This window comes from Kitasatospora sp. NPDC059722, assembly GCF_042733235.1.
GTDB lineage: Bacteria > Actinomycetota > Actinomycetes > Streptomycetales > Streptomycetaceae > Kitasatospora.
The window spans coordinates 1-4,591 of record NZ_JBHWGD010000214.1 but is presented as its reverse complement, the minus strand read 5'-3'; the positions used below and the strand labels follow the sequence as shown (position 1 = coordinate 4,591).

General features: G+C 70.5%; 4 protein-coding genes. 1 reads left to right on the top strand and 3 read right to left on the bottom strand.

Annotated features, from left to right (window positions below; genetic code table 11):
* Positions 1-76 precede the first annotated feature (76 nt).
* The 3 genes from ACFV4F_RS42425 to ACFV4F_RS42415 all read right to left on the bottom strand — a co-directional run bounded on the left by ACFV4F_RS42425 (position 77) and on the right by ACFV4F_RS42415 (position 3,042).
* A complete protein-coding gene (locus tag ACFV4F_RS42425; RefSeq protein WP_380511198.1) occupies positions 77-937 on the bottom strand; it encodes a hypothetical protein in 861 nt (286 codons plus the stop codon).
* Positions 938-1,142: 205 nt separating this feature from the next.
* The gene (locus ACFV4F_RS42420) at positions 1,143-1,496 is read right to left on the bottom strand and encodes a hypothetical protein (RefSeq protein WP_380511195.1); all 354 of its coding nucleotides are present in this window, start codon (positions 1,494-1,496) and stop codon (positions 1,143-1,145) included.
* 340 nt (positions 1,497-1,836) lie between these two features.
* A complete protein-coding gene (locus ACFV4F_RS42415; RefSeq protein WP_380511192.1) occupies positions 1,837-3,042 on the bottom strand; it encodes a helix-turn-helix domain-containing protein in 1,206 nt (401 codons plus the stop codon).
* Between the two features lie 531 nt (positions 3,043-3,573).
* On the opposite strand from ACFV4F_RS42415, the gene ACFV4F_RS42410 reads away from it, so the two are divergent.
* Positions 3,574-4,452: a glycosyltransferase family 2 protein gene (locus ACFV4F_RS42410; RefSeq protein WP_380511189.1), complete on the top strand. Its 879-nt coding sequence runs from the start codon at positions 3,574-3,576 to the stop codon at positions 4,450-4,452.
* Positions 4,453-4,591 lie beyond the last annotated feature (139 nt).

The window sequence follows — 4,591 nt, the reverse complement described above, 5'->3', positions numbered from 1 at the left end:
GGGGGGGGCCCCCCCCCCGCCGCCCCCCCGCCCCCCCCCCGCGGGGGGGGCCCCCGCGGCGCTGATGGAACGGGTCTCAGGCTGCGATCTGTGCAGGCCCACTGCCGGTCATTGCGGAGCGCAGGGCAGTTCGGACTCGGGCGGCACCTGCGGCGGCCACCTCTGCCCCCTTGCCGGCTGTTTGGGCGCGGGTTGTCAGCCCGGCGCACGGGCGGCAGATGCCCGGTCGTGGCACGGGGTCGTGGCACTTGGCGCACTCGGCGTAACGGGCCGGTGGCCGTGCAACGGGCCGGTCGGGCGGCATCTTCTGCTCCAAGCGGTAGCGGAGCAGGGCGGCCGCCGAGTGCACCGGGGTGGGCAGGCCCGGCAGCAGTGCCTGGGCGAGGTCGGCGTGGTCCGCGCCGCGTCGCAGCCACTGTGCGACAAGGGGCGCGAGTTCGGCGGCTTCGGCCTCGCCCAGGTGTAGCCGGGGCTCGGGTCGGATCACTCGGAACAGCGTGGCGACCGCCTCGCGGATTTCGGGCGGTTCCTCCTCGCCTCCCCGGTTGCTTTCGTCTGCCAGGCTTGGGGGGAGGGAGGGTTCTTGAAGCCGGTCCTTTACAAGAGGGCTGCCAGCAGGGCCGGTTGCCGCTTCACCGGGCGCCGGACGGGTGGTACCCGGTGGCGCGAGCTGCGGGGTGTCGTAGACGTGGGTTTCGGTGATGATCGTGCCGTCGGGCATGCGGATCTTCTCGACCCGGTAGTACCCGGCCTCGGTCAGCTCCTTCAACGCCTTGTGGACGGCGCCACGCCCCTGCGGGCTGGTGTCGGCCATGTGCCGTCCGTCCTCGCGCCAGCCGTCGGGGCGGGAGAGGAGGTCCGCGAGCAGGCCTCGGGCGGTGTAGCTCAGCCGCCGGTACTGGAGCACGGCGTTGGGTAGCACGGTGAAGTTGCGCACGTGGGCGCTACGATGGACTCGCATTGGGAGTGTTGGCTCCTGGTGCCGGACCCCGGGGTGTTGGTAGCACCGCCGGGGTCACCTGTTTTTGATTAGATTACGGAACGTACCACGACATTTGACGTAGCGTGAATTGTTCGTGGCATTCAACGTGAGACCAGCGCGCTGACGTAGCTACCGGCCCGCTCGCGCCAACAGGTCAGGGTCAGGCGGCTTCGGCCTGCTCCACTGCGGCTGCACTCGGCTGCGCGAGCCAGACCAGCCGTGCAGTGATCCCCGGTCGCCCGGCGAAATGGCGCAAGGCCCGGTTGGGAGATGCGAGGGTCATTCGCGCCTGCCCGTCGATGCTGATTACGTGCGCTCGCCCGCTGTGGTCGGCAACCCCCCAGGCCACGACCCACCCGTCGACGTTCGGGAGGCCCTCGCCCCAGACCTGGACGACGGCGAACAACCGGGGTGCGGTGTCGAGCACGAGCGCGCACAGCTCCTGGTCGAAGGTCGGGCCGGCCGACAGCCGAGGTGTGATCGGGCGGGGGCTATGCGGCGGCGCAGCAGCCATGGAAGTCTCCTACGTGAATGGGGAGTCGGACGCGGCGCTGCCACCGTCACGGGCAGTGGAACAGCTCGCACGGGGCGGTGTCAGATCAGCGAGGCCAGGACGCCACGTGGCGCGGCTGACGTCAGTCCGTCCGTCGATGTGGCTACTGGGCTGTGCGGGCGGAGTCTTCGCGGGTGCCGACGCGCGTCGGTGGGGAAACGTCGAGGTCGGCATGGACGACTTTGATGATGGAGCGGCAACATGTGCCCACTGTCGCGGAGTTCTTACTGTCCGTGAACGGATGGAGTGTGTCACTTCTCGAAGTCGTACCGGTGCCGAGTGATACGGCGTGTATTACTCCTCAGTTGATGATCACGGAGGTTCCGAGGATCGATGAGAGCTTGCGCAACTTGGCCGTGGTCGCGCTGCCCGCGCTAGCCTTCTGCGCGATCACCCCGGGCAGTCCCTGGTGCCGAGCCCAACCGGGCGCGGCCGAGCACACCTCAAGCAAGGTGTCCAGGGCGGCGTCGGACTGCCGGGTCTCGGCTTGGGCGAGCGCCACGTCCAGGAGCATCCGGTTACGCGCGGACGGGGTGAGCGAGTTCGTGTCGCCGATCGACTGGAACAGGGTGAGCGCCTTGCCGGGCCGACCGGTTGAGACAGCGATTCCGATCGCCTGTGCGGTGACTGTTGCCGGCCCGAACGCCGTGCCGTTCACCCTGACGTCCCTGCCCATCCGGGCTGCTACCGCAAGCCCCTGTGACAGCAGGTCATCGGCGCCAGCTACATTCCCCTGACGGGCAGCGACGACGGCCGCGAAGGTCACATGCCATCCGTAGGTAGCGAGCATTCCGAGATCCCGATCCCCGTACCTGGGCTCGATGGACTCGTGCGACATGCGGGCTGTCTCCTCGGCCTGGTCCAGCCGGGCATCCCGCACGCAGATCCACGACCGGCCGGATGCGACCATCGCTGAGCGGACGATGTCCTCGGCGCGATCGGCCTGGTGTTGTGCGTGCCCGATTCCGGCGTACGCGAGATCGCGGGCGCCGAACTGGTTCGCCACGTAGGCAGCGAGCCGGTAGGCGTCCGCGAGGATGCCCGCCGCCGCACTCTTCTGGTCAACCGGAGCGGCCGTCAGCGCGGCGGCGGCTTCGCGCAGCGCTGGTGCAATGCGTACTCCCGCGCCCACGTAGTTGCCGGAGCGGTAGGCCTCCCAAGCGGCGGCGAGTCCGGCCGCGAGTTCGGCCGGCCGTGGGGGTTGCACATCGACGCCGACGCCGGCGGCGGTGTCGTGGACGGAACGGGACAGCTCGCGCATCATCGCCCGGTCGGCGCCCTGCATCGCGCGGCGCGGGGCCTGCTGGCCGAGGATCACCGACACGTCGGTATGCAGCGCGGCCGAGATTCGCAGCAGCGTCTGGAGGCTGCCGCCGAGGTTGCGTTCGGCCTTGCGGATCGTCGCCACCGACAGGCCGGCAGCTTCGGCAAGCTGTTCCTGGGTCATGTCCGGTCCGCGGAGAAGCTTGATGCGCTCGCCTGTGGTGTAGTCGGTCCACTGCGTCATCGCTGGTTCCCTTCCGGGTACATGGCCGTACTCGGAAGGTACCCGCTCCCTTGGGTGGGTGGGCGTGCATTCGTTCCGTGGAGCTTTCGTCGACCTGCTGCTGCAAGACTCCTCTCATCGGGAAGAAGAATCGTGCGGCGGCGTTTTCGTCCTGGGCGAGGTCGGCGTGGCCCGCGCCGCGTCGCAGCCACTGCGCGACGAGGGGCGCGAGTTCGGCGGCTTGGGCCTCGCTCAGGCGCGCTCGGAGCTCGGGGTGGATCACCCGGAACGGCGTGGCGTACGCCGTGGATCGAGGTGGCCGTCTGCGTGCGGGGGGGCGAACCAGGACGCGTCCGGCACCAGCAGCAGCGGCCGGTGTGGCAGTCTGGCCCGGGCATCCGGGCCGGTGGCGGGCGATCCAGTCCAGCGTTGGCCGGTCCGTGACCTGGTGGTCCGGCAGTCGGCCGGTGCCAGCCGGCTCGTGCAGCGACGGTCCGCCGCCGGGCCGGGGTGTCGGCGAGATCATGAAGGTTCCTCGAAGGGTCGGGTGCGATGGGCGTCACGCTGGGCGTGGTGGTGCTGACGATGGGAAACCGGCCTGCGGAGCTGGCGGCGCTGCTGGAGTCGGTACGGGCCCAGGACGGCGGCGACAGCGGGGTTCGGACCGTCGTGCTCGGGCAGGGCGTGAAGCTGCCCGAGTTGCCGGAGTGGGTGGACGCGGTGGAGCTGCCGGAGAACCTCGGCATCCCTGGGGGCCGCAATGCCGGCGTCGAGCGGCTGCGCGAATTGGGCGGTACGGACGTGCTGGTCGTCCTGGACGACGACGGACTGCTGCCCCGCACCGACACGTTCCGGCTGATCCGGGATGCCTTCGAGCGGGACTCGAAGCTCGGCATCGTCAGCTTCCGGATCGCGGATGAGACCGGGTTCACCCAGCGCCGCCACGTGCCGCGCTTCGGCGCGAGCGATCCGATGCAGTCCGGTCCGGTCACGACGTTCCTGGGTGGCGGGCACGCCATCCGTATGATCGTGATCGACCAGGTCGGCCTGTTTCCCGCCCCGTTCTTCTACGCGCACGAGGAGACCGACTTCGCCTGGCGTGCTTTGGACGCGGGCTGGAGGATCGACTACCGCGCCGACTTGGTGCTGCAGCACCCGCGTACCGACCCGGCCCGTCACGCCGCCTACTACCGGATGACGGCCCGCAACCGGGTGTGGCTGGCCAAGCGTCACCTGCCCGCTCCTCTGGTACCGGTCTACCTCACCTCCTGGGCGCTGTACACGCTGGTTCGCCGGCCGCCGATGTCCGGGCTGAAGGCCTGGTGGTCCGGGTTCTTCGAGGGTGTTCGGGTGCCGTGCCCGCCGCGGCGGCCGATGCGGTGGAGCACGGTGTGGCGGATGACGCGGCTGGGCCGGCCGCCGGTGATCTGACAGCCGACCCGGCACGCCGAGGGGCAGGACCAGATGACGTGGGGGGCGGGGATTTAGGCCGGCCCGGGCCCCCCCCCCCCCCCACCCCCCCCCCGGCGGGGCGCCCCCCCCCCCCCGGGGCGGGGGGGGGGGCCCCCCC

Excerpts from the sequence above, each read along its gene's own strand:
- ACFV4F_RS42420 (WP_380511195.1), bottom strand. The coding sequence starts at position 1,496 with ATGGCTGCTGCGCCGCCGCATAGCCCCCGCCCGATCACACCTCGGCTG.
- ACFV4F_RS42415 (WP_380511192.1), bottom strand. The coding sequence starts at position 3,042 with ATGACGCAGTGGACCGACTACACCACAGGCGAGCGCATCAAGCTTCTC.
- ACFV4F_RS42410 (WP_380511189.1), top strand. The coding sequence starts at position 3,574 with ATGGGCGTCACGCTGGGCGTGGTGGTGCTGACGATGGGAAACCGGCCT.